Consider the following 25036-nt stretch of genomic DNA (forward strand, 5'->3'; position numbering starts at 1 on the left):
GCGACCGGCATGGAGGCGCTCGTCGCCCTCACGGAGGTTCTTCGTCAGCAGCCGCGGGAGCGGCGCTTCGGCCAGGTTGTCACGGTACGCGGCCAGCTGATCGAGGTCGCCGGTTTCGGCCAGGCCGCGCCGCTCGGTGCCCGGCTGTCGGTGCTCGCCGACGGTCGAGCCATCGACCTCGAGGTGACCGGATTGACTGCCGACCGCCTGCAATGCCTCAGTTTTGCCGACCCGCGCGGAGTCGCCGCTGGAGCGAGGGTGGAACTCGCCTCGCGGCAAGTGGCGTTGCGGCCATGTGCCGCATGGCTTGGCCGTGTGGTCGATGGACTTGGCCGCCCCGTCGACGGCGGAGGCCCGCTGCCGCAGGGCTTGGTCGCGCAGGCTGTCCGCGCCGCGCCGCCGCCGGCTGCCGAGCGTTCCCGTGTTGGTGAGCGCGTTGCCACCGGTGTCCGTGCGCTCGACCTGTTCGCGCCGCTGTGCCGTGGCCAGCGCCTCGGCCTCTTCGCCGGCTCGGGTGTCGGCAAGTCCGTGCTGATGGCACAGCTGGCCCGCTGGACGGACTGTGATGTCGCAGTCATCGGTCTGGTTGGTGAGCGTGGCCGCGAGCTGCGCGATTTCGTCGAGGAAGAGCTCGGTCCCGAGGGCCGCGCCCGCAGCGTCGTCGTGGTCGCCACGTCCGACGAGCCCGCGCTCATGCGTCGGCAGGCCGCCTGGGCGACCCTCGCCATCGCCGAGCATTTCCGCGACGCGGGCGCGCATGTGTTGTGCGTGATGGATTCGGTGACCCGCTTTGCGATGGCCCAGCGCGAGATTGGGCTGGCCAGTGGTGAGCCCCCCGCGACCAAGGGCTACACTCCCACGGTCTTCGCCGAACTGCCTCGCCTGCTGGAACGTGCCGGTCCGGGCAGGGCCGGGCAGGGTAGCATCACCGGTCTGTTCACCGTCCTTGTCGATGGCGACGATCATGATGAGCCGATCGCCGATGCCGCCCGCGGTATCCTCGACGGGCACATTGTCATGAGCCGTCGGATCGCAGAGCGTGGCCGCTACCCAGCGATTGACGTGCTTCGCTCGGTCAGCCGGACCTTGCCTGCCTGCCTTTCGCCGGACCAGAACAAATTGCGCCTGGCGGCGCGCGATCTCCTGTCCGTTCACGGAGACATGGAGGAACTGGTTCGACTCGGCGCCTATCGGCAGGGCAGCAACCCCGATGTCGACCGCGCCATCGCGCTATCACCCGCGATCGAACGTCTCCTGCATCAGGACAGGTCCGATCTCGGGCCCGCTCGCGACGGCTTTCCAGACCTCGCGAACCTGCTTGGGTCGGCGTCATGAGAAATCCCTATGCACTGCCGCTCCGGCTCCGACGGGATCGCCTCGGCGAGTTACGCCAGGCGATCGCCGAGACGCACGAGCGACTGGCTGCGGCGCTCGCCGAAGACGCAGCCCTGGTCTCGCAGACTTCGTCGGAGCGACGGCTGCGCAGCCTTGCTCCCGATCTGACCGGAGACCCCTGGTTTGCCTGGCAGCGACAGACGCGGCACCGCTTCGCCTGCGACATCGCCGTCTCGCAACAGCGCCTCGAGGAGCTGCGCGTCGACATGCGAGACGAACTCGGTCAGATCAGCGCTCTCGAGCAGGCCGAGCAGCGGTTGCTGGCTGAAGCGCGTCGCAAGGTGGAGCGCCGAGCGCAGGCCGCCGCCGATGACCGCGCTGCGACCCTCTGCCTCGCGGGAACCACCATATGACCAGCCCCTCGGAGCTTCAGCGCCTCGGGCCGACGGCCCGCGCCCAGCTCATCTATGGAGCCGCTCGGCAAGGCAATGAGCTTGCATTGTGGCGGGCCGCGCTGGGCCGCACGGATCCTGCCGCGAAGACTGCTCCCGTCGGCAACGGCAACCCTCTGCTCGACTTTCAGTCGCTGCTCCAGGCACTGAGCCCACAGCCTGTCGTCACGGAGCCGAACGGGGAGGCGGTGTCCAGCACGCAGGACTCGCTTTCCCTTGGCGCCAACCAGGCACTTGCTCCCCAGATCGAAGCCGCCGCCGAACGCACCCATCTGCCGCCAGCGGCGCTCGCCGCGATCGTCGATGCTGAGTCGGCGAAGTCCGCTGGCGGCGCCTGGAACGGCAGTGCGCGCAATCCGCGCTCCACGGCCACCGGGCTGGGCCAGTTCCTCAATCACACCTGGATTGGGGAGGCCGAGCGGTCCGGCACCTTCCTCCACCAGCTCGCCGCCGCCCGTGGATGGCTGGGATCGGACGGCAGGGTTGCAGCCGCCGCGCGCGAGCCGCTGCTTGCGCTGAGAACCGACCCTGCCGCCTCCATCAACGCCGTCGCGGATTATGCCCGGGCGAACCTCGACCGTCTCGCTAGGCACGGGCTTCAGGTCGGAAGCAGCGTGGAGGCGGTCGCTCGAACCGCCTGGCTCGCGCACCATCTCGGCGCCGGCGACGCGCAGCGCTTTCTGACCGGTGGACTGACGGACTCCAGGTCAAGTCAGCTGCTCTCGGCCCAAGTGGGTGCCGCTTCGGCCGGGAGGCGGATTGCAGCGGCCGGCGATGCGTCCTCCGCCCACCGCCAGTGGCTGTTGTCCTACCTCGACCGGCACCTGACGCCCGACAAGTTTACGACCTGACGCGAACTTTCCTCCGGTTCGGACGCGATGCCCGGCAAGTTTTGCCGGGTCTCTCTCTCACATCGTTCATCAGCCTCGCCGAGCCTGCTCCGCAACGGATGGATGGCTCAGGTTCGATTAGCCGCGCGGCCGGATCGTCACCCCATCGCGCCGCTCCCGGGGGTCGGGAGCAGCGTCGACTTGGGGAGCCTGTTCATTGTCCAAGACCACTGCCGCGCTTGAATGCGCCGTCGCCGATGTCATCGCCAACCGTGCGCCGGAGGGGGAGCGCCAGAGCGCGCGCCAGCGCTCCAACACGGACCGTGCCTTCGCCCGCATTCTTCAGTTGATCGCACCGCGCATCCGCCACTTCGTGCGGCAGTATGGCCTCATCCAGCATTGGGACGATGCGGAGCAGTGCTGCGCCATCGCGGTGCATCGTGCGATCGAGGCCTATGACCCTTCAAAGGCGCAGTTCACCACCTTTGTGAACTGGCAGATCCGCGGTGAACTCCAGTCGCTCCGTTTCCGCCTGATGACTGACCAGCGGCCAAGCGCCAAGAAGGTCGAGGCGACTACCATCTCGCTCCACCAGGTCGCGGTCGGCCCGGAAGGCGAGGAAACGACCTTGGAATCGACCCTAGTCGACGATGAGTCGCTGGCGCTCACCGAACGCGCCGCTTCCGATTACCTGGCGCGGGCCGCGACCGAGGTCCTGATCGAGGAGTTCGTTCGCAAAGGTCGGAGCGCCGCCATTGAGCAGCTCCGCCGGCAGCAACCCAAGCGTCAGCTCGCCCGCCTTCGCGCCGCCGGTGGTTCCACGCTCAACGCCGCAATGCTCGGCATCGATCCGGCGGAGGTCGAGAAGATCGAGGAGAAGTTCGCCCGTGACCGCGAGATCCTCCTTACGCGCGTGTTCGGCGAGGCCGACGCCGCGGAGGAGCTGGCCGACCCGGACATCAGCAAGGAGCGCATCCGGCAGATCGGCAAGCGCGCTTCCCGCGCCATGGCCGACCTCACCGAGAGCAATCCGCGCTTTGTCGTGATGGCCGACTATGCTGGGAGCAAGAGCAAGCGCCTCGCGGCCTGACTTTCCCGCCAGGCGCCCAACAGGAAAGGGCCGCGGCATTACTGCCGCGGCCCTTTCGCGTTCCCGAGCAGGGGAACTCTAGAACTCGCGCCAGTCCTCCTGCGAAGCGCTCGCTGATCGCGGCCGCGCGAGGCATGCTGATCCTTGTCTCGCCCGCCGCATCGGCGGCGCCCGCCCCAATGTGAAGCCACTGGCAACATTATAGAACGGTTCAGACGCTCTTCGCGGGAGGCGCGGGCTCTGGACGAATGAAGATGCGGTACACTTCGGGGTGTTCGGCCGCGATCTGCCGCTCGATGGAGCAGATCAGTTCCTCGACCTGCGGGACGCGCAGTTCGTCGTCGATGTCGATGCCGATGGTTGCAATCACCTGGTCGGGCGACAGCTGCGACGTGGTGACCGAGATGACGCGCGTCACGCACGGCTCCGCATTGGCGATGCGCTTGATGGCCTCGGACAGTTCCGGCGACGCCCGCTCACCGATCAGCAACGCCTTGCTTTCCCGTGCCAGCAGCACCGCGACGACCGCCAGCAGCACGCCGATGAGGATCGAGCCCGTGCCGTCGATCCATGGAGCGTCGAGCCACAAGGACAAGGCGGTCGCCGCTGCCGCGATCACGATCCCGACCAGCGCCGCGCTATCCTCAAACAGGACCATGAAGGTGGTCGGGTCCTTGCTCGACCGGAATGCCGCCCAGAACGGCTTGCCCCGCCGAACGGAATCGAAGCTCTTCCAGCCGAACCACCAGCTGATGCCTTCAAACACGAACGACAGGCCAAGTACGGCAAAGTTGATCCACGCCTTGGTGATCGGCTCCGGGTGCAGGATGTGGATCACGCCTTCATAGGCGGACACCCCCGCGCCCAGTGCGAAGATCAGCAGCGCCACCACGAACGACCAGAAGTACAGCTCTCGCCCATGTCCGTACGGATGAACGTCGTCGGGTGGCTTGGTGGAGCGATGCTGGCCGTAGAGCAGCAGCACCTCGTTGCCGGTATCCACCACCGAGTGCACCGCCTCGCTCAGCATCGCCGAGCTTCCGCTGATCGCAGCGGCGATCCCCTTGGTGACGGCAATGCACAGATTGCCGATGAGTGCGGCAACGATCGCCGTCCGGGAGCTATGTTCGGCCATTGGTCCGCTCAACCGGCGACACACCGCTTCGTTGCAGTCTTGCCCGTCGAGGCAGGATCGATGTGCCAACAGCTCGCTTACGAACTGTTCACTATCGTAGATTAGTCTGCAGCCGTGCTTGTCTTGACCGGGTTGCGGTCCAAAGGGGAAAGCGCGCGATGAACGCCTTCAGCACGGTTGAGCCGCCGCGCGAAAATGCCTTGCGGCCCAGAGATCCCCGCGAGCCGTCTGCATTGACTGGCTGGGTCGCTGCGGACGGAAGCCCGCGCCTTCACGACTTCACGATGGTGAACCTGTCCTACAGCGGGTGCCGCATCCGCACCGAGGCTCCCCTTCGTCGGGGTGAGGCGGTCAAGCTCGTCGTCCAGCAGCGCGGTGCCATCCATGCGCGGGTGCATTGGCACTCCGGCCGTGACTTCGGGCTATCCTTCGACGCCAGTCAGCCAGCCGCGCCGCTCACCGAACGCAAAGCGCCACGAACCCAAATCAACCTGCCCGTGCTTGCGCGCCGCAGCGGGCGCTCGGCACAGTCGCTGGAAGCCCTGGACGTGTCGCCGCTCGGCTGCCGATTGTGCTTCGTTGACGTGCCGCGCGTCGGCGATCTGCTGTGGATCAAGCTGCCAGGCGTAACCGCGGTCGAAAGCGAGGTTCGCTGGGTCAGGGATCACCAGGCAGGCATGTATTTCAAGACGCCCATCCACCCGGCGGTGTTCGGCCTCGTCCTGAGCGGCTTGTCCGCCTGACCCTTTTTGAGGGGCAGGGGATGACCCCGGCCAGGATGAACGAGCGAATCAATTCTCCAGAAAATTTTCGCTACCGAGTGGTATAGAAGTCTTGACGAGTCGTTTCCGCGTTTATATACCGCTCAGTATTGAAACGCGTATGGAGGGTATCCTGATCATCGTTCGCAGGACTCTGGAGCCCTGTTCGGCGCAATAGCGCCCGCATCATAAACATTCATCATGACGGTCTGAACGGCGGTGCGGCCGACGCATCAGCCGGACTGCCATCACTCGACCCCACGACTTGAACCCGCTGGCGAACCGCGAGTCGCCAGACCCTTTCGCTCGCCCGCTACAGGAACATCGCCCATGGCCTCTCTCCCTCTCGCCAGCCTGCCTGCCACGCTCAACTATGCGCCGCCCGCAACCACGATCGTCCCCGTTGAACGCTGCGCCCCCGCCGCCGAGCCCCGCCTGTCGGCGCTTGAATGGTCGGTGGTTGCCCTAGCCGAGCGTGACGGCCTCGCCAGCTTGCGCGAGCCTGGCCGGATCGCCGCGGCTCTTGAAAGCCTGTTCGGCCTAAGCCGGCCCAACAAGCTGGCCGACTCGCGGCTGGAGAGCTTGCGCCGGGTGGCCGTGCATGCGTGGCGGAGTCCATGGAACGTGCCGCCGAGCGAATTGGAGGCCTTCATCGATGCTGGCTTCAGCATCGACCAGTATGAGCTCATCCAAGTCAGCATCGGGCGCAGCCGCCAGCAGGCACGTCGCCGGGGGGTGGCACGATGAACGCGGTCACCGGGCATGTGCCCGCCGAGGGCGCCGAGCGGGTGCCTCCACCCGAGGGCCTCAAGCGCTGGAGCACCGGGCAGAAGCTCGGCCTTGCAGCGTTGCCACTGGTGGGCCTGTCCGCCTGGGCGTTGGCTCACAACAGCGGAACAGCCCCGCCGGCCGCGCCGCCGCCCGCCACAGTAACGGCGGCAAGTCCGCTGGTTCGCCCGATCACCGAGTGGGACGAATATAGCGGCCGCTTCGAGGCGAGCCGCGCGGTCGAGGTGCGGCCGCGCGTGTCAGGCCAGATCGTCGGCGTCCACTTCCGTGATGGAGCGGTGGTCCGCGCCGGGCAGCTGCTGTTCACCATCGACCCGCGGCCGTTCGCGGCGGCGCTGGCCGAGGCTCGCGCGTCGGTTGCCGGTGCGCGCAGCGACCTCGCGCTTGCCAACGCCGAACTCGGCCGGTCCGAGCGGCTGGTCGCCAACGGCTTCGTGTCGCGGGCCGACATCGACCGTCTGCGGGCCAAGGTGCAGGCGGCGCAGGCCGAGCTCGTGGCGGCTCAGGCTCGGGTCCGGGCGCGTGAGCTCGACATGTCGTTCACGCAGGTGCGGGCGCCGATCACGGGCCGCGTGTCCGACCGGCGGATCGATCCGGGCAATCTGGTCGGCGGCGGCGCCACCGGCGGCGAAGCGACCTTGCTGACCACCATCAATGCGCTCGACCCGCTCTACTTCGCCTTTGATGCGTCCGAGGCGCTCTACCTCAAGGCGAAGCGGTCTCGCGCCCAGGGCGCGGCAGGGGCCCCGGTCGAAATCCGGCTTCAGGACGAGACCGGCTACCGCTGGCATGGCCGGCTGGACTTCACCGACAACGGCCTCGATACCCGGTCAGGGACGATCCGCCTGCGTGCTGTGGTGGCCAATGCCGGCCAGTTCCTGGCGCCCGGCATGTTCGGCAACCTGCGCCTGTCCACGGGCGCGGCCGTGCCCGCGTTGCTCGTGCCCGACGCGGCCGTCACGACCGATCAGGCGCGCAAGCTCGTGACCGTGGTCGATGGCGCCGGCAACCTCAGCCCACGGCCCGTGGTCACCGGACCGCTGATCGATGGCCTGCGGGTGATCCGCTCCGGCCTCAATCCAAATGAGCGGGTAGTCATCGCCGGCGCGCAACTCGCCATGCCCGGCATGAAGGTGAAAGTGCAGCCCGGCCGCATCGCCGCCGTTGCGCCGCCCTCCGTGGCTGCTCCCGCGTCCGCTCCGCCAGCCGGCGCCGCCACCTTCGCCACTCGCTAAGCCCCATCACCAACCGCGCCGGCTGAACCAGTCGGGGCGGGGAGACCACCTATGCGCCTGTCCCGCTTCTTCATCACCCGGCCGATCTTCGCGGCGGTCATCGCGGTGCTCATCACCGTGATGGGCGGGATCGCCTATTTCGCGCTGCCGGTCTCGCAATATCCCGACATCGTGCCGCCTACGGTGACGGTGAACGCCAGCTATCCCGGCGCCTCGGCCGAGACGGTGTCGTCCACCGTTGCTGCCCCCATTGAGCAGGAGATCAACGGGGTCGACAACATGATCTACATGTCGTCGCAGTCGACGGGCGACGGCAATCTGACGATCACCGTGACGTTCAAGCAGGGCACGGACCTCAACGCGGCGCAGGTGCTGGTTCAGAACCGGGTTGCCATCGCGACGCCGCGTCTCCCGCAAGAGGTGCAGCGGCTCGGTGTGGTGACGCGCAAGACCTCGCCGGACTTCCTCATGGTGGTGAACCTGGTGTCACCCGGCAACAAGCTCGATCGCGGCTACATCTCCAACTACGCGCTGACCCAGATCCAGGACCGCATCGCGCGTCTGGACGGGGTGGGGGACGTGCGGCTGTTCGGCGCCCGTGACTATGCCATGCGGGTCTGGATCGATCCGGACCGCGCGGCGGCGCTCAACCTCACGGCGGGCGAAATCGTTGCCGCGCTGCGGACCCAGAATGTGCAGGTCGCGGCCGGATCGCTGGGGCAGCCGCCCTACGCCGTCGGCGCCGCTTACCAGCTCAACGTCGAAGCGCAGGGGCGCTTGACCGATCCGCAGCAGTTCGCCGACGTGGTGATCCGCAGCGACCCTGACGGCCGGCAGGTGCGCGTGCGCGACGTCGCCCGCGTAGAACTCGGCGCGGCGGACTATGCGTCCAACACCTATCTGTCGGGTCAGCCCACGGTGCTGCTGGGCGTGTTCCAGCGGCCGGGCTCCAACGCCCTCGCCGCCGCCGCAGCGGTCGAGAACACGATGAAGGAAGCGTCCAAGAGCTTCCCGCCGGGCCTGGAATATAAGGTCATCTACAATCCCACCGAGTTTATCGCGCAGTCGATCGACGCGGTTGGTCACACCTTGCTCGAGGCGATCTTCCTGGTCGTGCTGGTGATCATTGTCTTCCTGCAGCGCTGGCGTGCCGCCGTGGTGCCGGTGATTGCCATCCCGGTATCGCTGATCGGCACTTTCGCGGTGCTCGAGATGGTCGGCTACTCGCTCAACAGCCTGTCGCTGTTTGGGCTGGTGCTGGCGATCGGCATCGTGGTCGATGATGCGATCGTGGTGGTCGAGAATGTCGAGCGGAACCTGGCCAAGGGCATGACTGCGCTGGAGGCGGCGCGGACCTCGATGGACGAGGTCGCGGGGGCGCTGGTCGCCATCGTGCTGGTGCTGTGCGCCGTGTTCCTGCCGACGCTGTTCCTCAACGGCCTGTCCGGTGCTTTCTACCATCAGTTCGCCGTGACCATCTCGGCCGCGACGCTGATCAGCCTTCTGCTGTCGCTGACGCTGTCGCCGGCCCTGGCGGCGCTGTTGCTGCGGCCGCATTCGCACGAGGCGCCGCGCAACCGACTGGTGGCGCTGGCACAGCGGGCCGGCGACGCATTCAACCGTATGTTCGAGCGCTTCAGCGAATCCTATGCCCGGCTGACCGCCCGGCTGGTGCGCGCGCCCAAGCGGATGATGGTCGCCTATACGGTGCTGATCGCGATGACTGTCGGGCTCTTCTCGATCACGCCGACCGGCTTCATCCCGGCCCAGGATCAGGGCTACTTTCTGACGGTCATCCAGCTCCCCGCCGGCTCTTCGCTGGAGCGAACGGACGCGGTGATGCGCAAGGTCGTCGACCGGATCCTGCCCATCAAGGGCGTGAAGGGCGCGGTGATGCTGGCGGGCTTCGATGGTGCGTCCCAGACCCAGGCGCCCAACGCGGCCGCCGCCTATATTCCGCTCCAGTCTTTCGAGGAGCGCGAGAAGCTGGGCGTGAAGCTCGCCGACATCATGGGCGAGGCGCAGAAGAAGACGGCCGACATCAACGAGGCGCGGCTGCTGATCATTCCGCCGCCGCTGATCCAGGGGATCGGCTCCGCCGGCGGTTACCGGATGATCGTGCAGGACACTGGCGGCCACAGCTTCCAGGAGTTGTCGGGCCTCTCATGGGGGCTGATCGGCAAGGCCAATCAAACACCGGGGCTGAAGCAGGTCTACACCCTGTTCGATATCTCGACGCCCCGCGTATTCGCGGACATCGACCGCGCGAAGGCGGACATGCTGGGTGTGCCTCCCGAGCGGGTGTTCGAGGCGCTGCAGGTGTACCTCGGCTCGGCCTTCGTCAACGACTTCAACCTGCTTGGCCGCACCTACCGGGTGACCGCGCAGGCGGATGCACCGTTCCGCGCCAGCGAGTCGGATATCGCCAACCTCCGCACCCGCTCGAACAGCGGCGCGATGGTGCCGGTCGGATCGGTTGCGACCTTCCAGGACCGGACGGGGCCCTACCGGGTGTCACGCTACAACGGCTTCCCGGCGGTCGAGATCGATGGCGACACCGCGCCGGGCTACTCGTCCGGGCAATCATTGAAAGCCATGGAGGACATTGCCGCCCAGACCCTTCCGCCCGGCTTCCGGACCGAATGGACGGGCATCGCCTATCAGCAGAAAGCGGCCGGCAGCACGTCCGGGCTGGTGTTCGCACTTGCGGTGCTGTTCGTCTTCATGGTGCTCGCGGCCCAGTTCGAAAGCCTTGTGCTGCCGCTCAGCATCATCCTGATCGTGCCGATGTGCCTGCTTGCGGCCATGGCGGGGGTGAACCTGCGCGGCATGGACAACAATGTGCTGACGCAGATCGGGCTGGTCGTGCTGATCGCCCTCGCGGCGAAGAACGCCATCCTGATCGTCGAATTCGCGCAGCAGGACGAGGCCGCCGGCATGTCGCCGATCGAGGCGGCGGTACGGGCGGCGAGGGACCGGCTGCGCCCGATCCTCATGACCAGCTTCGCCTTCATCCTCGGCTCGCTGCCGCTGCTTGTGGCGAAGGGCGCCGGTGCCGAACTTCGCCAGGCGCTCGGCACCGCCGTCTTCTTCGGGATGATCGGCGTGACGGCGTTCGGCCTCATCTTCACGCCAACCTTCTATGTCGTCTGCCGCAGCCTGGCAGAGCGTATCGCCCTCTGGCGGCGGCGGAGCGGCGAGGGTTCGGCGCGGGCGCTCGTGCCTGCCGAATGACGGGGTGCAACGTTGTTGCCCCATGCCTCGTTACACCCTTGATCTCCATGGTCGCATCCGGAATCAAGTGAGGCCGAAAGCCTGGGCGGAGCGCTGCGTTTGCGAGGTCGCAAGGCAGTCTTGAGCACATGGCGTGAGCTGTCTTACGCGGGTCCCCAAGATGGCGCTCGAGGACAATAACGTTGATTGACAAGCACCTGCTCAAGCTGCGCCGTCGCGACCTGATCAGCCCGGAAGAAGAAGTGGCCATCAGGGCCGGCGTTTCGTCCATCATCAAGGCCAAGGCCGATACGGTCATCGCCCATCACGGCGCGACACTGGACGTCAGCACCATCCTGCTCTCCGGCATTGCGGCCCGCCAGATCGAGATGCTCGACGGACGGCGGCAAATGACGGAGCTGCACGTCGCCGGCGACTTCCTCGACCTCCACAGCTTCACCTTGAAACACCTCGACCACGACGTAGTCGCCTTGAGCGACTGCACCTTGGCGCTGGTACCCCATGCTCACCTGCAGGAAATCACCGAGAAATATCCCCACCTCACGCGGGTCTACTGGTTCAACACCAACCTCGACGCCTGCATCCATCGCCAATGGGTGGTGTCGCTTGCCCGGCGAAGCGCGCTCGCGCGGATGGCTCACCTGTTCTGCGAGCTCTACATCCGGCTCGACATCGTCGGCCTGGTCCGCGGCGGGACCTACGACCTGCCGCTCACCCAGGATGAGCTCGCCGAAACACTTGGCCTCACCTCCGTGCACGTCAACCGCACCCTTCAGGAGCTGCGTCGCACGGGGTACGTCAACTTCGATCGGAAGGTCGTCAGCGTTTGTGACTTCGCGGCCCTGAAGGAAGTGGGCGAGTTCGACGACGCCTACCTATACCTCGACCGGCTGCCTGAGTTCAGGTGAGCATCAAATATTGCAGCGCGCCGGCCTGACGTCCTGCCTGGCCAGGCGTTCACACGTCGTCGGTGCGGTGATTATTCTCCAGGAGCCAGTGTTCGAACTCCGCCTGCGACCTACGCTTGGATTCTCCGTCGGTCGGGACCAGCTTGGCCTGCGCGACCGACAAGCCTGAATTCCGTTCGACCAACCCGACTTCTTCAAGCGCATTGGCAATGCTGTTCTGAGGGTCCGCGAGTACGTCCTCATAGAACAATTCGGTGGCGGTGCTGGGAACGCTCTTGAAGAGGTTCAGATAGTCGTCCGACAAATTGATGGCGAGAAGGGCGTCCCTTATCTCTGCCATCGTTGGCCGGTCGTCGCCCTCGATGCGATTCTCGGCGTAGTCGTGATAACGCCCGCTGCGGCGAGCATAAGCGAGGCTCACCGCCTGGGCGATGCGGTCGCGCCGCCGAACCACGATCCACCGCGTCCTCGGCCCGAACGCAAGCTCCGCCAATTGCTGGTCGCGCCGGGCCGACCGAACCACCACCGACAAGGCGGCACACATCACCTTGGTGGACCGGATGCCGTTTGGGTTCGTCCATAGCGACGTGAGCGTCGTGTACACCGCAGCCGGTGTTGCTGCATCGTCTAGGTGACTGAGCTTCTCTTGAGTGATGTCGAACAATTGAAAGTCCGCGAATTCCTCGAGCGAGTACGCGATCAGTTCGGAGACGTAGGTGCTTCCGCTTCGCACGTCGGAAGCAAGGAAGAGGTAATCGATCTCGGCCTTCGACATGTTCAAGCCCACAAATAATGGTGCGATCCATCCGGCTGGCCCGAGCGGAGCGCAGCAGGCCGTGGAGCGGCCTGCAACGATCGTTGCTGGGCTAGGCGGCCAGCACGCTGCTTTCAGGGGCGAAGCTCACCGCTTGATCGGGCTTGCCGCACACGAACGACACGATCTTGCGGGCGAAGACGTCGCTTGCGTAGCGCTGCTCGAAGCGGCGGCGGCCGGCCCTGCCCATCGCCAGGCGGCGCTTGGGATCACGCAGCAGCGAATTCACCGCATCGGCGAGCTGCCCTGCATGATCAGGCTCGACCAGCAAACCGGTCACCTGGTGATCGACGACTTCCTTGATGCCGCCCACGTTGCAGCCAATGCACGGCTTCGCGAACCGCATGGCCTCGACGTACATGAGGCCGAAGCTTTCATACCGGCTGGGCGCAATGAACAGCGAGCAGTTCTCGTAAAACTCCATCAGCTCGGCGTCGCTCACATGACCGTGGAAGCGAACCCTGGATGACCAGCTGGCATTGCCGTGAAGCGCTTCGAACCTGGCGCGGAAGGTCGTGCCGTCCTGGTCGACGATCCTGTCGTCACCAACGATATCGAAGACGGCGGCGGAATTGCGCGACATGATCGCCGGCAACGCTTCAAGAAGCGCTCGCACACCCTTCCGCTCTTCGAGGCGTCCAACGAAGAGCAGCTTCTGATGATTGCGCACTTCGGCAAAGGCATTTGCTGAAGCAGCATCGGGAACGCCGAACGGGATCAGCTTCAGACGCCGTCGAGGGATGCTGATGTCGTAGGCAGCTTCGATGTCCTCGACGATGCACTCGGTGCTGCCGATGACCGTGTCGCAATTCTCGATCGCCCAGACTTCGCCGCGGATCATCTTGAGGACATGCTCCTGATAAAAATGAGCATTGCTGAGCCACTCGGGCTTGGAGCTCTCCATCAGCTTGTAGCTCGTCACCAGGTACATCGCGGTGCGGTATCGCCGTGATGCGATCACCGCGGCGAGCTCAAGGTCCCAAATGCTGCCGATCACGCAGTCGAACTTGCGATGCGTGTTGATGCGATCCAGCTCGGTCAGGACACGGCCGGCGAATGCGGCGATGCTCGACGGAAGCCCGGGCATGCCGGCGGGGTAGGTGGGCTCCAAACAGTCGGTGGGAGGAATGCGGTGCACCCAGACACCGCCTTCGAAGTCGACCGTGTGCGGAGCGTCGTGCTCGGCGTGCGTGATTACCGTGACTTCGTGACCTTCCGCGGCGAGTTCCTGCGCCAGCGTGTTCATGAAGACCGCGACACCGCCGCACGGACGAGGCGGATAGAGACCCGTGACGAGCGCGATGCGGCTGCGCTTCTCAAGCCGGGGGCGCGGGAAGCTCTTCCATTCGGGAACCTCGTGAGCGCCGATCAGCGCGCGCTCCGGCACCGCGAATGCTTGCCGGATGCCGGTCGCGGCCCCGACCTCGATCTCCGACATCAGGCGATCGTACGTGCGCTGATCGATCAGCCCGGCCCCGATGAACCAGTTGGTGTGGCCCCGCAGCTCCTGCTTGTGGGTCTCGATGTTCGCCAGGCAGTCCGCCAGCGATCGGGAAGGCACCGCATTCTTGATCGCGAAATAGGCCTTGCTTGTCATCACCTGGAGCCACGACTTCGCGATTCCGTTGGGCTGCCGGATGTGGCTCGGCGCATATTTGTGATGCACCTGCGCCGACGGCACCATTGCTACCTTGTAGCCAGCGTCGACCAGCCGAGCGAGCACATCGGTCTCGTCAAGGAAGTAGGCGTAGATCTCGTCGAAGCCGCCGACCTCGAGCAGGTGACTGCGCCGGAAGGATGAATTGACACCGATCAGCCCCGGGAAACTCTCCGCGTGGACTGACGCCTCCGGAACGGCAAGCGGGTCATCGATCCCGCAATCGGAATCACCGGTGCGGGAGCTGACGATGTACTTGGACTGATAGTTGACGCCGCTGTGGTCACGAACCCAACCGCCCGCTGCAGCAACGCGTTCGTCCTGATAGGCCTTGACCAGCTCGTCGAGCCAGTCCGGCTCGGGAACTCCGTCGTCGTCGATGAAGCAGACCACGTCGCCAGACGCGTTCTGGATGCCGATGTTCCGGGACTTGCTCAGGTTGGGCTCGGCGCAATCACAAAGCTTGATGCGGTCTGCCCAATTCGCCCTGAGATATTCGTCCGTCCCGTCCGTGCTGGGCCCGTTGACCACGACCACTTCAAGATCCGGATACCGCAGGAATGTGAGCGCCTCGAGCGTGTTCGGAAGCGAGGCGATACGGTTGAACGTATTGATGACGACGGAAATCTTCATGGTTCAGTTCCGAAAACTAGTGCGCCGCGAGGCTCTGCAGGCGAGTGCTTTGGCGGAGTTCCGCGGTGCTCGACATGGCCCTCAGTTGAGCGTCCGTCAGGCCACGAATGGCGTGGCCGAGGCCGTCCACCACGGCACGCAGCATGGCAACCTCCGCCGCCATTGCGTCGCGGGCTTCGTCGGACGCGTTCCTGGCCTGGGCCATCTCGTCCACCCGGGCGCGCAGCATGACGACCTCCGCGGTCAGTGCCTCGATGATGCGCTCGTCGGCCCGCTCGTACGGAGCACACTGATGATCAGCCTGCGCCACAAGCGGTTGCTCGGTGAAGCCGACCTGGTGGTCATGGTGTCCGCCCGCTGCCTCGGGGCTCGCGAACAGTTCATGGGGCAGGTCGATCTGGCGACCGCGCCTCAGCTGGCGGATCTGCCTCGGCACGAACGACCTCCGGCGATGGCGACGGAGCGTATTTGCAAGTTCCTGGGCACCCGATCGGCGGCGCTTGAATTCGGGCGAGCTGCAAATGTCCGAAAGGACGTCCAGCTTCGCATAGCCTTTGGCCAGTCGGCGCCCGTAATAGCCCGCGCCTTCCGCGTCCGGCTGCCGCCCAAGAATGGTGAGGTAGGCTACTTTCAGAAAATCGCTGCCCTCGTAGGACAGCAGTTCGTCCAACGCCGTTATTTTGCCAGACACAACACGCATCACAGGCTCGGACGTACCAAGCATCACTTCTTCCTGAAGATTATTAACCCCAATTCACGTTGGGGGTGCAACCCATCTCTGCCAAGGAAAAAGTTCCTGGAAGATTAAGCATAAGATGAGCTCGGCAGGTTTCGCCCCAAAGTGTGGCGCCAGACACACGCTTCCAAAGCTCGCTAGAGAATCACCGCTTTGGAAGAACGTCACAGGCGCCGGAGCCTCAAAGTCGACCACGGCTCCGACCAATGTCCGCAAAGGGTGGGAAGCGGTCATTCTTTCTTGAGAGCTGGAACATAAGTCAGCGGTCATTTTCGCGGCGGCTGATCAGCACCTCTTGACGCGAGCCCATTTCGGTAGCATCCTAACGACATGAGCCACCCGACTCTCGAATTAAAGAAGGCCTATTTGAGCCTGCGTCACGCGCTGGACCGGACCGTTCGGCAGTTCGGGCTGACAAGTGCTCAATTCGATGTCTTGCAGTTGCTGATGCACAGTGACGGAATTGAACATCGTGAGCTCCAGCGCCGGCTGGCGATCGCCTCACCGACCCTGACCAACATCGTCGACATCCTCCAGCGCGAGGGCCTGGTGGACCGCAAGTCTGACAGCGGCGATGCGCGGATCAAGACGCTGCATCTGACTGCCAAGGCTAGGATCCTCTGCTCCTCAGATGATTTCTGCTCGGCCGGGGAGGCGCTCGTAGGACAAATGTTCGCCGGTTTCTCTCCCCGCCAACGCGAAGAGTTCATGCAAGCGCTTAAGCGGGTCGAACTCAACCTCGATGCGCTCGGCACCTGATCCGAGGCGGCAGGTATAATCCAAATTTTTCGGCTGAAAAGATAGCTTCCTACCTTCACGCCCGGTTCTGCATAAACTGTTAGCTTCCTACTGGAGTAACCAGATGACAAACGTGACCATAGTGCTTGAGGCGGCGCTCGGCCTTAGTCTCCTAGCTCTCGCTGGAACCCTGATTCTAAAGCGCTCGACGACGGTCCGAGGAGGGACTGTGAAGCGTGTGCTGCTCGCGGTGCCGGTGGCGCTGGCTGGCGTAGGCATGCTGGCGGCAACGATGGTGCCCTTCTTGGCCTTCTTCTCGGCGGCGCTGTCGGTCGTGGCACTGGCGGCAGTCCATACCGGCGCGCGGCTGGCCAGCGCACGCGGAGCCTTCCTCATTTCCGGCACGATCGGCGCGGCGGCGCTCGCAGTCGCGGTGTTTCAGCCGCTCGGACTCAAGGTACTGCTGCTGCCAAAGGCGGCAGCGCTCCCATTTGAAGCAGCTCCTTCGAAGGTCGTGAAACTTTATCCCGAGGGTGTTTGGTTCGAGGGCATTGCGGCCGGACCCGACGGGACCTTGTACCTAGCGGCCAACCGCAACCTCGATTTCTCCGCCGCGCGCTACTATCGCGACGCGGTCGGCGAGGTGATCGCACGTGCGTCCGACGGAAAGGAACGGACCCTGTTCCGCACCCCGTTAGGGACAACCGCCGGGGTGATCGCGGTGGACTCCGACGGGACACTCTACATGACCAGCAATGGCGATGCGCCAGCGATCTGGCGCATCCAGGCGAACGGGCGGGCCAGCAAGCTCGCGACGCTGCCTGCCGGCGCATGGCCCAACGGGATCGATTTCGGGCCGGACGGAATGCTTTACTCGCCTGATAGCAACTTGGCGCGGGTGTGGCGGATCGATCCCCGCAGCGGTGAGGCTACCATCGCCGTTGAGGACAAGAGGTTAGCGGCGCGGCCCTACATCGCGCTCGCCCCAGGCGCGAACGGCCTTCATTTTGCCGGGCGCGACATGATCATCACCGTGTCCGATTCGACCGAGGTGCTCCGCTACCGGCTGGGCGAAGACGGTCGCTTTGACCGGGCCGCGCTTGTGGCGAACGGCCTCCCCGGCGACGACTTTGCCATCGGGCATGACGGGTCGCTGTTTATCACCACCCACCCTTACAACACACTTGTCAGGGTGGCACCGGACGGACGGCGCACGATCATCGCTAGCGAGAAGCAGCAAGTGATTGGCGCGACCGATGCTGTGTTCGGGCGCGGTTCTTCGGATGAAGAAATTCTATATGTTGTCACCGATGGCGGCGCCTTTACGGGCGGCCCGAAGACACGGGGAGCACTGATTGCCATCAAACCCTATGCACGTTGAAGGTAGGCGCGCCCGCTCCAACAAGGCGGGCGCGCCGTTGACGGCGGCCCCAACCCAGATGTCCGCAATGGGTCGCAAGCGGACATTCGTCCGGACGTGCTCGGATTCACCGTTCGGCGACGGACGGTTCTCACCCAGCCACGCTCAAAGCAGACGGCCGGTGTTCGCCGTGCTTACCCGGTGAATAGTTTTGGGATCCCGCTGACGCGCCGTATGATGGTGAGCCCTGCTGGGTTCGAACCAGCGACCTACTGATTAAAAGTCAGTTGCTCTACCGACTGAGCTAAGGGCCCGCCTTGTGGCGTTGCGAAGCGCAGTTAGTCGCGCGGACGCCGCGCGGCAAGGCGCTCGGCCAAATGGCGTACGGTCAGCGCCCCGTTGACCCGCCAGCCGGGCGCGATGGCCAGCAGCGGCTGAAGTGCAAAGGTGCGTTGCGGCAGACGAGGGTGGGGGACAGTCAGCTTGCGCGAGGCAAAGCGGCCGCCACTCCACAGCAAGATGTCGAGGTCGAGGACACGCGGCCCCCAGCGCCGTCCCAGGCGCCGTCCGAACGCCCGCTCCATCGCCTTGAGTTCGGCCAGCAGGGATTCGGGCTCCAGGCTGGTCTCGACCAGCGCCGCGCTGTTGGCGAAGTCGCGGCCTGCCCCTCCGCTCGCCGCGTTGAGCAGGAGCGGCGATGCGTCGAACAGGGTAAAGCGGCGATCGAGTTCGGCAATCGCGGCGGCGACGATCGCGGCCGGCGAGCCATGCCTTTTGTCCGGTCGGTTCGAGCCGATCCCGATCGCGTAAAGATGAGACATGCCTCGCCCCTGTCACTGCGGGCGCGGTGAAGCAATCCAGCCGTGGCCGCGGCAGGCAAGAATGGATTGCGTCGGCGCTTCGCTCCCGCGATGACGAGGACATGCTCTTCGCCTCACCCCCGGTCGTTTCCCCTGTGCCCAGGGCAGAGGCGCCACGCGACTGCCCCTTGTGCCCGCGGCTGGTACGGTTCCGCGAAGATTGCCGGGCCGAGCACCCGGGCTGGTGGAATGCGCCGGTCCCGGCCTGGGGTGATCCGAACGCCTGGCTTGCCGTGGTCGGCATGGCGCCGGGCAAGCAGGGCGCCAACCGCACCGGCCGCCCGTTCACCGGAGACTTCGCCGGCGATCTCCTCTACGCCACCCTGCTCAAGTTCGGGCTCGGCACTGGCACCTATCGCGCGGACCCGTCCGACGATGTGCGGCTCGATGGCGCGGTGATCCTCAATGCCGTGAAATGCCTGCCGCCCGCCAACAAGCCGGAGCCGATCGAGATCGCCACCTGCCGCAGCTACTTCGAAGCGGGGCTGGCGCAGCTGCCCAACCTCAAGGTGCTGGTTGCGCTTGGCGCCATTGCCCACACGGCGGCGGCGAGGGCACTCGGGCTTCGGCCGATGCACGCGAAGTTTGGCCATGGCTCGGAGGTGGTTGCGCCCGACGGTCGGATCCTTCTCGGCACCTACCATTCCAGCCGCTACAACCAGAATACCGGGCGGCTCGACGCTCCGATGTTCGAGCAGGTCTTCGCCCGTGCCCTCGCGCTCCGGCCAGCCTGACTTGCTCCGCACTGAGCGGCTGCTGCTCCGCCGAGCGCGAACCGACGACGTCTCCGCGCTCCACGCGATCATGCGCCAGCCGCTCGCCATGCGTTACTGGTCGACACTGCCGCACCCGGATGTTGCGGCCACCCGGACCTTCATCGACAGCATGATGAACCCGCCACACGAAGGCAGCGACGACTTCATCATCGAGTGCGAAGGCCGGGTGATCGGCAAGCTCGGCTGCTGGCGGTTGCCGGACGTCGGCTATATCCTCGATCCGGCCGAGTGGGGCAGGGGTTATGCCAGCGAAGCGCTCGCCGCCTTCATCAAGCATCGGCGCGCGCAAGGTGGGACGGAACTCACGGCCGACACCGACCCGCGCAACAGCGCCAGCATCCACCTGCTCGAGCGCCATGGTTTTGTCGAGACGGGCAGCGCGGCCCGGACCTGGCTTGTCGGCGACGAGTGGTGCGACAGCATCTACTGGAAGCTTGAGCTATAAGCCGTTTTTCCTGTCCTACACGAACCCTATTGGCTAAGAGCGGCCGACCGTTGATCACGCCACGCCACTCGTGAAGGAATCCGGCGCGCACCAGGGAAACATGGAAACTTTGCGCGCCGCATAACCCCCGAACCAGGGAAACTTGGAAACTTCGTCCGGGAGCGAGTCGGCTTAGATATCCTGCACCAGCCGTCCGTAAAGCTCTGGTCGACGATCGCGGAAGAAGCCAAAGGCGGCGCGATGACGGCGAGCCTGGTCGATGTCGAGCGTCGCGGTCAGCACGCCGGTTTCCTCCGCCCCAAACTCGGCCAGGAGGTCACCGCGTTCGTCGCAGATGAAGCTGTGGCCATAGAAGCGCTGGCCGCATTCCGTACCGATCCGGTTCGCTGCCACGACGGGGACAACATTGCTGACCGCATGGCCGATCATCGCCCTGCGCCACAGGCGGCTGGTGTCCAGGTCGGGGTCGTGTGGTTCGGTCCCGATCGCTGTCGGGTAGAACAGGATTTCGGCGCCCATCAGCATCATCGCGCGCGCCGTTTCCGGATACCACTGGTCCCAGCAGACGCCCACGCCGAACGTGGTCTGCTCGGGCCCCTGCCACACCTTGAAGCCAGTGTTGCCGGGGCGGAAGTAGAACTTCTCCTCATAGCCCGGGCCATCCGGAATGTGGCTCTTGCGATAGAGGCCGGCGATCTGCCCGTCCGGCCCCACCATCGCCAGGCTGTTATAATGGTGCGGCCCATCGCGCTCGAAGAAGCTGGTCGGGATCCAGATCCCAAGTTCTTTCGCCAGCGCCTGCATGGCGATCACGCTCGGATGCTCGGCCGTCGGCTTCGCCGCGGCGAACAGCCCCTCATCCTCGACCCTGCAGAAATAGGGTCCTTCGAACAGCTCGGGCGGAAGCACCACCTCGGCGCCCTTGCCGGCGGCCTCGCGGACCAGTTCGGACACGTTGCGGATGTTCTCGGCCGTGTCCTCACCAAAGGCGAGCTGCAGGGCGGCGACGGTGATTTTGGTCATGGCTACTCAGGTAGTTGCTGGCTGATGCAATGGAAGCTCCCGCCGCCGGTCAGGATGTGATCGGCCCGCAGACCGACCACGTCGCGGCCCGGAAATAGCGCCGCCACCGCATGAACCGCCGCGGCGTCATTCTCCGCGCCATAAAGGGGGACCACGACCGCGGCGTTGCCGATGAGGAAATTCATGTAGCTGGCGGGTACCATCTCACCCTCCCGCTCGACCACTCCGGGGGAAGGAATGGAGACCACGTCGAGGCCCGCGGCTGCCAGACGCCGGGCGGCATCGACATAGGCGGCCCTGTTTGGGTCAGCGCTGGTGGCCGCCGGAATGGCAACGCGGCCAGGCGCCACGAACCGGGCCAGGTTGTCGACGTGGCCGTCGGTGTGGTCGTTCATCAACCCTTCGCCGAGCCACACGACCCGTTCCAGCCCAAGGTCCTCCCGCAGCCGCTCCTCGACCTCCGCGCGGCTGAGCTCCGGATTGCGATTGGGGTTGAGCAGGCATTGCTCGGTGGTCAGCACCGTCCCTGATCCGTCGAAATCGATCGCGCCGCCCTCGAGCACCCACTCGGCGCGCTGGTAGGGCAGGTGCTCCGTCTGGGCGAGGCGCTGCCCTATGCTCTCGTCACCCGGCAGATCGTACTTGCCGCCCCAACCATTGAAGCGGAATCCCTGCGCCCGCCTAGCGGCTCCGCCGCCGCCCATGACGATCGGACCAGTATCGCGCAGCCAGATGTCGCCGAAGGGCTCAACGACGACGGTCGCGAATGGCGCCAGCCGGCGAGCGGCGCGGGCGGCCACCTCATTGGCGGCAACCAAACGGATCTCTTCACCCCGGCCTTCGGCATGCAGCGCCTTGGCTAATGCCGCGACTTCCTTCTGCGCGGGCTTGAGGTCCTCCAGCCACAGCTCGGGATCGGACGGGAATCCGATCCACATCGCCTTGTGCGGCGCCCATTCCGGAAGAGGAGAAACCATATTGGCGCCGCTATCAGAGCAAGCACGCAAGTCCAAGTTGCCAAGCGGGCGTTTTCGGGCATGTTGACGCCGTTCAACAGGGGGGAAGTATGCGTTTGAAGTCACTTGGGCTGCTGTGTTCGGCCCTTTCCGGAATATCGTTCGCACAAGGACCTGCAACATCCACCGCCGTGGCCAGCACTGAGGCCGCTGGCGACCAGGAAGCCCGCGTCTTCGGGGCGCGTGAGAACGTCAGCGCGATGAGTCTGGCGCCGGGCGGCGGCCTCGTCTCCTTCATCGCTCCAATGCCTGAAGGCAGCGGTTCGATCGCGTTCACCGCCGATCTGGCAAGCGGCCAGCTCAAGCCTTTCCTGCGCGGTACTCGCCCGGGTGAATCGCTGCGGTGGTGCCGCTTCGTGACCGACAGCCGACTGATTTGCCGCTACAGCGCCATCCTCCCGGTCGAGGGGCAGCTGGCCCCGTTCGGTCGCATGCTGGCAGTCAACATCGACGGCAGCGGGCAAAAGGAACTCGGCCAGGAAGCAAGCTTCTATGATGCCGAACTCCGTCAGTTCGACGGCGCGGTGATCGACTGGCTGCCCGGCCAGGGCGGATCAGTCCTGATGACGCGCATCTACATTCCGGAGGCCGGACGGACCGGCACCAAGATCACCCGGACCAAGCGTGGCCTCGGTGTCGTGAAGATCAACACGGCAACCCTGGCGGTCGAAGAAGTCGAATCGCCCCGCGACGGCGCTTCCAATTATCTCAGCGATGGCCGTGGCGTCGTCCGTATCCAGGAGATGCAGCAGGACGATCAGGAGCAGCTCACCGGCAACTACAAGTACAACTACCGCGTCGCCGGCTCCCGTACCTGGAAGCAACTCACGCCCTTCCAAGACAGCAATGCATTCGTTCCGCTAGCCGTGGATGCGAGCACCGACAGCTTGTATGCGCTCAAGCCGCTCAACGGTCGTCAGGCGCTGTACCGCGTGAAGCTGACGGACCCCATCTCCACCGAGCTGGTCGCCTCCAACCCGCGGGTCGATATCGACGACGTCGTGCGTTCGGCCAATGGCGCGAGGGTGATTGGCTACACGCTGGTCGAGGACAAGCGTCAGACGGTCTATTTCGACAAGGACTACAAGGCGCTTCACGACACGCTGGCGCGCGCCCTGCCGAAGCTGCCCTTGATCGAGTTCCTCAACTCTAGCGGCGACGACACCAAGACACTGATGTTCGCGGGATCGGACAGCGATCCCGGCCACTTCTATGTCTTCGATCGGACGCAGAAGCAGCTTGCCGAAGTGCTGCCGACGCGGCCCGAGTTGACCGGCCGGACGCTGGCATCGGTCCAACCGGTTTCGATCCCGGTCGCGGACGGTACGAACATGGTCGCCTACCTGACGCTTCCGCCGGGCAAGAACGGCAAGAACCTGCCGGCCGTCGTGCTTCCGCATGGCGGGCCAAGCGCGCGTGACGAGTGGGGCTTCGACTGGCTGGCGCAGTACTTGGCAGCACGCGGCTATGCCGTGCTGCAGCCCAATTATCGTGGGTCGGCCGGATTTGGTGACGCCTGGCTGATGCAGAACGGCTTCAAGAGCTGGCAAACCTCGATCGGGGACATCACAGCCGGTGCCAAGTGGCTGGCCGCCCAGGGTATCGCCAACCCGAACAGGATGGCGATCGTCGGCTGGTCTTACGGGGGCTATGCGGCGCTTCAATCAGCGGCAACGCAGCCAGGGCTATTTAAGGCGGTGGCGGCGGTCGCACCGGTTACTGATCTTGCGATGCTCAAGCGGGAGTCGGATGGCTTCACCAACCATGAGGTCGTCGAGCGTTTCATCGGCACCGGGCCGCACATCCGAGAGGGCTCGCCACTTCAGCGGGCGAGCGCGATCAAGGTCCCCGTACTGCTGGCGCACGGCAATCTCGACCTCAACGTGGGAGTAGACGAGTCGGTCCGGATGGATGCGGCGCTACGCTCGGCGGGCACTCCGGTGAAGTTCCTGCGCTACCCGGCGCTGGATCACCAGCTGGATGACAGCGCTGCCCGGCGCGAGCTGCTTACGGAAGTCGGCAAGATGCTCGACCAGACTATCGGCCACTGAGACGTGCATGGAAAAGGGGCGGTGCCTTGCGGTACCGCCCCTCTTTTTCCTAGTCCTGATTGAACCGCTTAACGCGAGTAGAACTCGACCACGAGGTTCGGCTCCATCCGCACCGGATAGGGCACCTCGTCGAGCTTCGGCACGCGGGTGTAGGTCACCTTGGTGTTGCCGTCCGGCACGACGTAATCGGGGATCTCGCGCTCGGCGAGGCTCTGCGCCTCGAGCACCAGGGCCATTTCCTGCGCCTTCGGGCCGAGCTCGATCACGTCGCCCACGTCGCAGCGGCGCGAGGCGATGTTGCACTTGATGCCATTGACCCGAACGTGGCCATGGCTGACCAGCTGGCGGGCGGCCCAGATCGTCGGCGCGAACTTGGCGCGATAGACGATCATGTCCAACCGGCGCTCGAGCAGGCCAATCAGGTTCTGGCTGGCGTCGCCCTTCATGCGGCTCGCCTGCTGGAAGGTCTGCTTGAACTGCTTCTCGGTGACGTCGCCGTAATAGCCCTTGAGCTTCTGCTTCGCGCGCAGCTGGATGCCGAAGTCCGACATCTTGCCCTTGCGGCGCTGGCCGTGCTGGCCGGGACCATATTCGCGGCGATTGACCGGGCTCTTGGGCCGTCCGAAGACGTTCTCGCCCATGCGGCGGTCGAGCTTATACTTGGCGCTGGTGCGCTTCGACATGACAATTCCTCAATTGCGTTTCTTACAACGCCCGGAACCGCGCTACGTCTGACTGAGGTCAGGGCAGGGCCACCGCTTCACCGGGCATGCGGGGCCAATTGCGAGCGCGGCCCCTAGCCGCAAAGGCTTGCGCCGGTCAAGGTTGCCGGTGCAGGGGCGCGGTCATGAACGACATCCGCGATCCCGATGACTGCACCACCATGGCCGAAGTCCGCACCGGCGTTGACGACGTCGACCGTCGCATAGTGGCGCTCATCGCCCGGCGGTTCGGCTACATGGATGCGGCAGCCCGGATCAAGCCCGACCGGGAGGCCGTCCGCGACGAATGGCGCAAGGCCGACGTGAAGGCCAAGGTGGACGCCGCCGCTGCTGAAGCCAGCATCGATCGCGAGCTGATGAGCCGTATCTACGAGGACCTGATCGAAACCTCGATCGCGCACGAATTCGAGCAGTTCGACCGCACCCGAGGCTGAGC

23 protein-coding genes and 1 tRNA gene are annotated in these 25036 nt (G+C 65.2%); 15 read left to right on the forward strand and 9 right to left on the reverse strand.

Annotated features, from left to right (window positions below):
• Positions 1 to 9 precede the first annotated feature (9 nt).
• From fliI to M8312_RS02440, 4 genes are all read left to right on the forward strand, one after another.
• Positions 10 to 1335, forward strand: a complete 1326-nt coding sequence (gene fliI, locus M8312_RS02425; protein WP_250118800.1) for a flagellar protein export ATPase FliI — start codon at positions 10 to 12, stop codon at positions 1333 to 1335.
• Positions 1332 to 1748 carry a hypothetical protein gene (locus M8312_RS02430; protein ID WP_250118801.1) on the forward strand — a complete coding sequence of 139 codons (417 nt, stop codon included), beginning with the start codon at positions 1332 to 1334 and terminating at the stop codon, positions 1746 to 1748. The genes fliI and M8312_RS02430 overlap by 4 nt, the downstream gene beginning before the upstream one ends.
• On the forward strand, positions 1745 to 2638 hold the full coding sequence (locus tag M8312_RS02435; RefSeq protein ID WP_250118802.1) for a peptidoglycan-binding protein: 894 nt from the start codon (positions 1745 to 1747) through the stop codon (positions 2636 to 2638). Before M8312_RS02430 ends, M8312_RS02435 begins: the two co-directional genes overlap by 4 nt.
• A gap of 196 nt (positions 2639 to 2834) precedes the next feature.
• The gene (locus M8312_RS02440) at positions 2835 to 3707 is read left to right on the forward strand and encodes a sigma-70 family RNA polymerase sigma factor (RefSeq protein WP_250118803.1); all 873 of its coding nucleotides are present in this window, start codon (positions 2835 to 2837) and stop codon (positions 3705 to 3707) included.
• 211 nt (positions 3708 to 3918) lie between these two features.
• Here M8312_RS02440 and M8312_RS02445 read toward each other — a convergent pair whose 3' ends face one another.
• Positions 3919 to 4842, reverse strand: a complete 924-nt coding sequence (locus tag M8312_RS02445; protein ID WP_250118804.1) for a cation diffusion facilitator family transporter — start codon at positions 4840 to 4842, stop codon at positions 3919 to 3921.
• 158 nt (positions 4843 to 5000) lie between these two features.
• Here M8312_RS02445 and M8312_RS02450 point away from each other — a divergent pair, with 158 nt between their 5' ends.
• The 5 genes from M8312_RS02450 to M8312_RS02470 all read left to right on the forward strand — a co-directional run bounded on the left by M8312_RS02450 (position 5001) and on the right by M8312_RS02470 (position 11769).
• Positions 5001 to 5585, forward strand: coding sequence for a PilZ domain-containing protein (locus tag M8312_RS02450; RefSeq protein WP_250118805.1), 585 nt, complete (start codon positions 5001 to 5003; stop codon positions 5583 to 5585).
• 348 nt (positions 5586 to 5933) lie between these two features.
• On the forward strand, positions 5934 to 6350 hold the full coding sequence (locus tag M8312_RS02455; RefSeq protein ID WP_250118806.1) for a hypothetical protein: 417 nt from the start codon (positions 5934 to 5936) through the stop codon (positions 6348 to 6350).
• Positions 6347 to 7627 (forward strand): efflux RND transporter periplasmic adaptor subunit, encoded by a 1281-nt coding sequence (locus M8312_RS02460; RefSeq protein WP_250118807.1) that lies wholly within the window; start codon positions 6347 to 6349, stop codon positions 7625 to 7627. Before M8312_RS02455 ends, M8312_RS02460 begins: the two co-directional genes overlap by 4 nt.
• Positions 7628 to 7678: 51 nt before the next feature.
• A complete protein-coding gene (locus M8312_RS02465; protein ID WP_250118808.1) occupies positions 7679 to 10861 on the forward strand; it encodes an efflux RND transporter permease subunit in 3183 nt (1060 codons plus the stop codon).
• A 182-nt stretch (positions 10862 to 11043) separates the two neighbouring features.
• On the forward strand, positions 11044 to 11769 hold the full coding sequence (locus M8312_RS02470; protein ID WP_250118809.1) for a Crp/Fnr family transcriptional regulator: 726 nt from the start codon (positions 11044 to 11046) through the stop codon (positions 11767 to 11769).
• Positions 11770 to 11818: 49 nt separating this feature from the next.
• Here the strand turns inward: M8312_RS02470 and M8312_RS02475 are convergent, their stop codons facing one another.
• The 3 genes from M8312_RS02475 to M8312_RS02485 form a co-directional block, all read right to left on the reverse strand.
• Positions 11819 to 12544 carry a Stf0 family sulfotransferase gene (locus M8312_RS02475; RefSeq protein WP_250118810.1) on the reverse strand — a complete coding sequence of 242 codons (726 nt, stop codon included), beginning with the start codon at positions 12542 to 12544 and terminating at the stop codon, positions 11819 to 11821.
• Between the two features lie 91 nt (positions 12545 to 12635).
• Positions 12636 to 14873 carry a glycosyltransferase gene (locus M8312_RS02480; protein ID WP_250118811.1) on the reverse strand — a complete coding sequence of 746 codons (2238 nt, stop codon included), beginning with the start codon at positions 14871 to 14873 and terminating at the stop codon, positions 12636 to 12638.
• Positions 14874 to 14889: 16 nt separating this feature from the next.
• A complete protein-coding gene (locus M8312_RS02485; RefSeq protein ID WP_250118812.1) occupies positions 14890 to 15573 on the reverse strand; it encodes a DUF4214 domain-containing protein in 684 nt (227 codons plus the stop codon).
• A gap of 366 nt (positions 15574 to 15939) precedes the next feature.
• On the opposite strand from M8312_RS02485, the gene M8312_RS02490 reads away from it, so the two are divergent.
• The gene (locus M8312_RS02490) at positions 15940 to 16368 is read left to right on the forward strand and encodes a MarR family winged helix-turn-helix transcriptional regulator (protein WP_250118813.1); all 429 of its coding nucleotides are present in this window, start codon (positions 15940 to 15942) and stop codon (positions 16366 to 16368) included.
• A gap of 208 nt (positions 16369 to 16576) precedes the next feature.
• Complete coding sequence (locus M8312_RS02495; RefSeq protein ID WP_250118814.1) at positions 16577 to 17728, forward strand: SMP-30/gluconolactonase/LRE family protein; 1152 nt, start codon at positions 16577 to 16579, stop codon at positions 17726 to 17728.
• A 217-nt stretch (positions 17729 to 17945) separates the two neighbouring features.
• Here M8312_RS02495 and M8312_RS02500 read toward each other — a convergent pair.
• Positions 17946 to 18021, reverse strand: a tRNA-Lys gene (locus tag M8312_RS02500).
• 24 nt (positions 18022 to 18045) lie between these two features.
• Positions 18046 to 18528, reverse strand: a complete 483-nt coding sequence (gene folK, locus M8312_RS02505) for a 2-amino-4-hydroxy-6-hydroxymethyldihydropteridine diphosphokinase (RefSeq protein ID WP_250118815.1) — start codon at positions 18526 to 18528, stop codon at positions 18046 to 18048.
• Between the two features lie 101 nt (positions 18529 to 18629).
• Here folK and M8312_RS02510 point away from each other — a divergent pair, with 101 nt between their 5' ends.
• Both M8312_RS02510 and M8312_RS02515 read left to right on the forward strand, forming a co-directional pair.
• Complete coding sequence (locus M8312_RS02510) at positions 18630 to 19301, forward strand: uracil-DNA glycosylase (protein WP_250118816.1); 672 nt, start codon at positions 18630 to 18632, stop codon at positions 19299 to 19301.
• 1 nt (position 19302) lies between these two features.
• The gene (locus M8312_RS02515) at positions 19303 to 19788 is read left to right on the forward strand and encodes a GNAT family N-acetyltransferase (protein ID WP_250118817.1); all 486 of its coding nucleotides are present in this window, start codon (positions 19303 to 19305) and stop codon (positions 19786 to 19788) included.
• A gap of 171 nt (positions 19789 to 19959) precedes the next feature.
• Here the strand turns inward: M8312_RS02515 and aguB are convergent, their stop codons facing one another.
• Entirely contained in the window at positions 19960 to 20811 is an 852-nt protein-coding gene (gene aguB, locus M8312_RS02520; protein ID WP_250118818.1) for an N-carbamoylputrescine amidase, read from the reverse strand.
• A 2-nt stretch (positions 20812 to 20813) separates the two neighbouring features.
• Positions 20814 to 21788: an agmatine deiminase family protein gene (locus tag M8312_RS02525; RefSeq protein ID WP_250118819.1), complete on the reverse strand. Its 975-nt coding sequence runs from the start codon at positions 21786 to 21788 to the stop codon at positions 20814 to 20816.
• A gap of 170 nt (positions 21789 to 21958) precedes the next feature.
• Between M8312_RS02525 and M8312_RS02530 the strand changes: the two genes are divergently transcribed.
• Positions 21959 to 23878, forward strand: a complete 1920-nt coding sequence (locus M8312_RS02530) for an alpha/beta hydrolase family protein (RefSeq protein WP_250118820.1) — start codon at positions 21959 to 21961, stop codon at positions 23876 to 23878.
• A gap of 68 nt (positions 23879 to 23946) precedes the next feature.
• On the opposite strand, the gene rpsD is transcribed toward M8312_RS02530, so the two are convergent.
• The gene (gene rpsD / locus M8312_RS02535; protein WP_250118821.1) at positions 23947 to 24561 is read right to left on the reverse strand and encodes a 30S ribosomal protein S4; all 615 of its coding nucleotides are present in this window, start codon (positions 24559 to 24561) and stop codon (positions 23947 to 23949) included.
• Positions 24562 to 24725: 164 nt separating this feature from the next.
• Between rpsD and M8312_RS02540 the strand changes: the two genes are divergently transcribed.
• The gene (locus M8312_RS02540) at positions 24726 to 25034 is read left to right on the forward strand and encodes a chorismate mutase (protein ID WP_250118822.1); all 309 of its coding nucleotides are present in this window, start codon (positions 24726 to 24728) and stop codon (positions 25032 to 25034) included.
• Positions 25035 to 25036: the final 2 nt, after the last annotated feature.

It is taken from the genome of Sphingomonas sp. KRR8, from assembly GCF_023559245.1.
Classification (GTDB): Bacteria; Pseudomonadota; Alphaproteobacteria; order Sphingomonadales; family Sphingomonadaceae; genus Sphingomicrobium.